This window comes from Oleiphilus sp. HI0128 (assembly GCF_001635365.1).
This window is the reverse complement of sequence record NZ_LWGG01000374.1, coordinates 1-5,155: the sequence shown is the minus strand read 5'-3', so window position 1 is coordinate 5,155 and position 5,155 is coordinate 1. Positions and strand designations below refer to the sequence as shown.

Sequence of the window (5,155 nt, the reverse complement as noted above, 5' to 3'; positions counted from 1 at the left end):
ATTGCTTTTGCTTCAAACAAACGACCACCGCTGTATCCTGCCAGGATCATTCGATGAGAAATATATTGTTCGACACCCTCCCTATCGAGCGGGCGAATTTCATGCTGAAACGTTATTCTTTGCTGCAGCTGTCGAAGACTTTTGCTATTCAACATTTCATCCAATTCTGGCTGACCAAAGAGTACAACCTGCATCAGTTTTGCCGATTCCGTTTCCAGGTTGGTGAGCAAGCGCAAGGCTTCTATAGTGTCTTCCGGCATCGATTGCGCTTCATCAATCACCAGAACGACTTGTTTATCGAGTGCAGCCAAGGCCAATAAAGCTTTTTGGATATTTCCCAAAGCCAGTACATGCTGATCTGTTGCAACCGAGCCAAGCTGTTTAGGCTCTTCAATTATTATTTCACTATTTGCCGGACTAGCGCTTTCCAAAGCAGCTTCGAGCTCATCAGAGATCAGGCAATAGAGTGTTGCCGGTGAAAAATGGGGGTTAGGCAAGTAGACAGTAACGAAAGGGTCTTCGAGAGAGTTTAAAAGTTTCCTACACAGTAAAGTCTTACCGGTACCGACTTCTCCGGACACTTTGATAAAGCCTTCTTTGTTATTCAAGGCCCATAACAGCATTTCCAAACCGTGTTGATGCGTCTCCGACTTGAGAAAGAAGTGAGTGTTTGGGGTCAATGTGAATGGCGCTTCATTTAAGCCAAAAAAGGACTCGTACATATCAAGTTGCTCTATTTTAGACGACAAGTCTTATACTTAAGTCCAAACCTCAATAAAAACTGGTTTGGACAGGTGCAGCCATTACATCTCTAAACTCGCCAAAACGGTCTCGGCTTGCTTTGATATCCTGACGAATGACTCGACGGTTCGTCACCGTTGGGCGAAGCAAGATAACCAACTCGGTTTTCTCAGACTGTTCGCCTTTTTGCTTGAATAACTCTCCAACCAAAGGAAGCTCAGACAGGAAAGGCACGCTGGAATTATTATCCGAACTTCGATTTTGAATCAGGCCACCGATCACAACAATCTGACCATTTTCTGCCGTAATAATACTGTCAGATTCTCGAATACTCGAAAATGCCAAAGGCAAATCCAAGTCCTGACCACCGACTGAAATAATTTTCTGCTGATCTTCCACCTTACTAATTGTTGGGTGGACATGAAGAATAATCTTGCCATCTTCACTAATCTGAGGCGTCACATCCAAGGCAATTCCCGAGAAGAAAGGTGTCAAATCAATGTCTGTAGACGTAGAGTTCGAATCACTATTAGATTCAAAATCGATATCTGTTACAAAGTACTCATCACTTCCTACTTTTATCACAGCTTTCTGGTTATTTACCGTTGCGATGCGAGGGCTGGACAATACCTGAACATTTCCTTGAGTGCCTAGCAGGTTGATCGTGGTATCAAAGTTACCTAGCTTTATTGTCGAGGCGAAAACACCTCCTACATCTCCAGACGTCACCTGACGTGCGAGCTGGGTAAAATTCACACCATTTTTCGGGTTGCCCGATGAGTCCAAACTATCACTTGCACGTGAGAAGCTCCAGTCGACACCTTGCTGATATCCTTCATTCAAGCTCACTTCTAATATCTTCGCTTCAAGAATAACCTGGCGTTGAAGTATCAACTCTGAGCTTTCCAAGTAACGCTCCACCGAAGCAAGCGTGTCGCTATCAGCACGTACGACGGCCATACCTGTGCTTGGAGTAATCACAACAGAGTTGCCTTCTTTACTACCAATAATCAGCTGTAATGTACTTTCCAGACGCTGCCAGAAATCGTTCTGGTTAGTGGTCGCAATACGAGTTCCGAAACCGCTGCTTTGCGTACTAGCACTGCCAGAATCTGAGTCGGAGTCACTTGAGGAAGAGCTTCCTCCACTTGAGTTTTGAGTAATTTGTCCAGAGCTAACGCGCGTCTCACTATCGCCGTTTCGGTTTACATTCAGATAGTTTATTTGAAAGATCTGGGTACGAAGCCCGGCAGGGAAGACCTTTATAAGTCGGCCTGACTCCTCATATTCATAACCATAGATATCTTTGGCAATGCTCATCACTTCAGATACCGTTACATCCCTGAGTTGCAAGCTAATACTGCCACTAACATCAGGATGAACAACCATATTTTTATTTGTACCGTCTACAAGGCCGGCAAAGAAATCCCGTGCCGGAACATTGTTCACGCCAATATCAAAGCGCGGCTCAATTTTTCCTATTGCACTATTGTAATTACCAATTTGTGGCGTTAGTGCGTCAACAACAGCAAGCGGCACTTCTTCATTCGCATGGGGAGATAAAGGCTCATTCTGCTCATCAAGCGCCTCATCCAAGGTATCGTTTATCTGATCAACCGCCGACGTGGTGTTCGCGGTTGGTGTCTGGAGCAGCGCATTTTTATTCGCACAGGCAGATAGAATTAAGCACATACAAAATGCCAGTAAACTGTGGGCACCTTGTTTTGTTACTTGATACGAGCCTTTTGACCTTACCATGTTGTTCTCACTTCTGTACTTTTGAGCCTGCCACAATCATGTAGCTATAGGCTTTATATCGCAGACCAAACCTTAGCTTAGGCCCGCTTAAAGTTATTTTCGAATTTGTTTGATTTTATTGAGGTGCAAAACGACTTCTCTTCCGTCATACACCAACGAGACAGACTCCGACGAAATTCTTCTTACTTTCGCACCGGAAACAAAGTCTCCTTCATACACTTTTTTGCCATTGATCATTGCTCGGCGGTTATCCCCTGCGCTCATTATATAGTTGAGAGAGAAGTTCGGCATACGGCGCTTGGTTTTCGCGGCAGCCTTTCTCTTTTCCCCATACGGCGCTGTTGGGTCAGACAAGACCTCACCGCCAGGCAAACTATAAGTTTGTTTGGCGGACAGCGACAATGAAGCGCTTAAGCATAAGCCAAACACTAATACTAAAGAGCTCTTGTAAATTGTAGTTTTAAACACCGATCCAGTCCTCTTCCAGGCTCAGAGTACTGAGCTGAACTTTTATCGTCGCATTAGGGTACCGATCAACTTTATAACTCAGCATTCTCCAGTAAAAGCCGCTCAAGCTTTCTAATTGCTGTAAATATTCAACCGTCTGGAAATAAGTTCCTCGCAATTCCATTTCAAAGCCATGCGTAAATATAACCGCCTGAGGCTCTGCAGAAATGGCGCTATCATTAGTCTTATCTGATTCGTCTGTGGTACTCCCCAAACTCACGTTCAAGGGCTCTACCGGTAGATTTTTGGCACTTAGCAAGCTCAAGCCTTTGTAGTCAGATAAGACCTTTTTCATAAGGTTTGCCATATCTTCAGGCGCAACCAGGTTACTCATACGCTGCCCTATCTTTAAACGTAAGCCCTGCAGGCGCTCTTTTAATTGTTCTTGCTCTTGCCTTAGTGCTGCATTCGGGTCGTGAGCCAAAGCTGAAGTCAGCTCACTGAGCCGATTACTTTGCTCAACAGTTTCTTGTGTCAACGATGCTTTGTTGGCTAAGTTAGCTTTGTGCTTTTTTTCATAATCAGCGAAGCCTGTCTGCAGCCAAATAAAAGCAATGATCACCACAGCAGTACCCGCCATAATTGCCCGTTCTCTAAGGCTTAGGTCGGCTGTTTTATCACGTAGTTCGTACCATTTCTCAAGGTTCATTTCTGGCCTCCTTCTTGTTCTACAGAAGAACCAGCCGAGTCTTTAGCATAGTTGAGTATTGCTTCACTGCTATCAAGACGAGAAAGTAACACCTCAGGTGCTGCAGTGTGCTCTTCAGAGCGCAAAGAGAAATTCAACCAATGTCTCTTCCCTTCGTGTTTTTCAAGTTCAAACAATGTAAATGTACGCCCCAGGAGGCTGTCTTCCTGACGAAGCTTTTGCAAATACTCGGGCACCAAGTCACCGTTCAGGGTAATGCCTTCAATATGCATCTCCTTTCCTGAGGAGCCAATAATTATTGAGTTCAACCATAGTTTATCTAAGTTCTGGCGTGCAAGTGAGAGCAGAATATTAGAAAAGCCTTCATCATCTTTAACTACAACCGTATCTAGCATTTCGATCATTCGTTGACGAGCTTCAGCTTTAGCGTGCAAACGCTGATTAGCGGCGACTAATGACTCATCTTTTCTCATGCGTTTAGCTTTAACGCTTAGTGTTTCAAGGCGCTTTGCCATTTCTTCATTCTTTGATTTGATTACTTCAAGCTCTTGAGCTTCCTGCTTTAAGCTATGGCTAAGCCACAAGCTGACACCAATGAGCAAGAGCAAGGTGACAACAGGCAGAAGTATAATTTGTTCGAGTGGTAACTTTACGCGTTTTGGTTTGAAAGCGTCGGTATAGAGGTTTACTTGTTGCATATTGCTCTACCCCTCTCTCAATGCACTGGCGAGCGCGACAAAAGCTTGAATTTCTTCAAGGCCCAGATTTGCCTCGTCCTGCATAAACAAGGACATATCAAGCGGTTCGACTCTGGCGCCAATACTACCACCAAGCATATTTGCTAATGGCATATTGGGTGCAGGGCCCATCAGTGCAACCGTTTGCGGAGGAACTTGAGCCATCTGGCTTTCAAAGTAATCAAATGAGCGCTGGATTTCTAAAGATAATTGCTGAATAACCGAGTTTTGCTGCGCGACATCGTTCAGCGCTTGTAAAGAAAAGTCAAAATGCCTGGAAAAGTAAAGCGTGTCACCTTTAACCAACACAATCATTCCAGCACCGTGACGAAGATATAAAACCGCAACGGGTCTTTGATCATCACCTGCTAGTCGCAAGGCAATATTCCTAATCGCTAGCTCTGAGATCTCAATTGTTTCTAGTTCCAAACCAGACTTATTGACGAGATTCACGGTATCCTGGATTAAAGCTGACCGACTGGAAACAACATTCACCTGTTCCGGACGTCCTTTTAGGGCATCCTGAGGAAAATCATAGACATCCAGCACCGCATCGTTTACGTCATAGTCGAGTAGGTCTTTTAGCTTCCAGCGAACGGCATCGACGAGTTCACTCTCTTCAACTTTTGGCTTCTCGATAGGGTAAACTCGATACTGATCTGCCGGCAAAACGACGCGACAAGTTGCACCGTCGAGGCCATGCTCTTCAACAAGTGACTCCAGCACTGATACACGCTCTGCCGCATTGCACTCACGATAATCA

The 5,155-nt window shown here is 44.8% G+C and carries 6 protein-coding genes; all 6 read right to left on the bottom strand.

Annotated elements, in window-relative coordinates; all coding sequences use genetic code 11:
- Positions 1-749, bottom strand: a 749-nt coding sequence (locus tag A3763_RS04660; protein WP_231872106.1) for an ExeA family protein, incomplete at its 3' end; no start/stop codon positions are given.
- Positions 750-771: 22 nt separating this feature from the next.
- Positions 772-2,433 carry a pilus (MSHA type) biogenesis protein MshL gene (mshL, locus tag A3763_RS04655; RefSeq protein ID WP_082870332.1) on the bottom strand — a complete coding sequence of 554 codons (1,662 nt, stop codon included), beginning with the start codon at positions 2,431-2,433 and terminating at the stop codon, positions 772-774.
- Positions 2,434-2,592: 159 nt separating this feature from the next.
- A complete protein-coding gene (locus A3763_RS04650) occupies positions 2,593-2,967 on the bottom strand; it encodes a general secretion pathway protein GspB (protein ID WP_068511623.1) in 375 nt (124 codons plus the stop codon).
- A complete protein-coding gene (locus A3763_RS04645) occupies positions 2,960-3,655 on the bottom strand; it encodes a hypothetical protein (RefSeq protein ID WP_068511626.1) in 696 nt (231 codons plus the stop codon). The genes A3763_RS04650 and A3763_RS04645 overlap by 8 nt, the downstream gene beginning before the upstream one ends.
- Positions 3,652-4,353 (bottom strand): hypothetical protein, encoded by a 702-nt coding sequence (locus tag A3763_RS04640; RefSeq protein ID WP_068511629.1) that lies wholly within the window; start codon positions 4,351-4,353, stop codon positions 3,652-3,654. The genes A3763_RS04645 and A3763_RS04640 overlap by 4 nt, the downstream gene beginning before the upstream one ends.
- 6 nt (positions 4,354-4,359) lie before the next feature.
- Positions 4,360-5,155 (bottom strand): hypothetical protein (locus A3763_RS28135; RefSeq protein ID WP_082880381.1); only part of this gene is annotated, 796 nt, incomplete at its 5' end.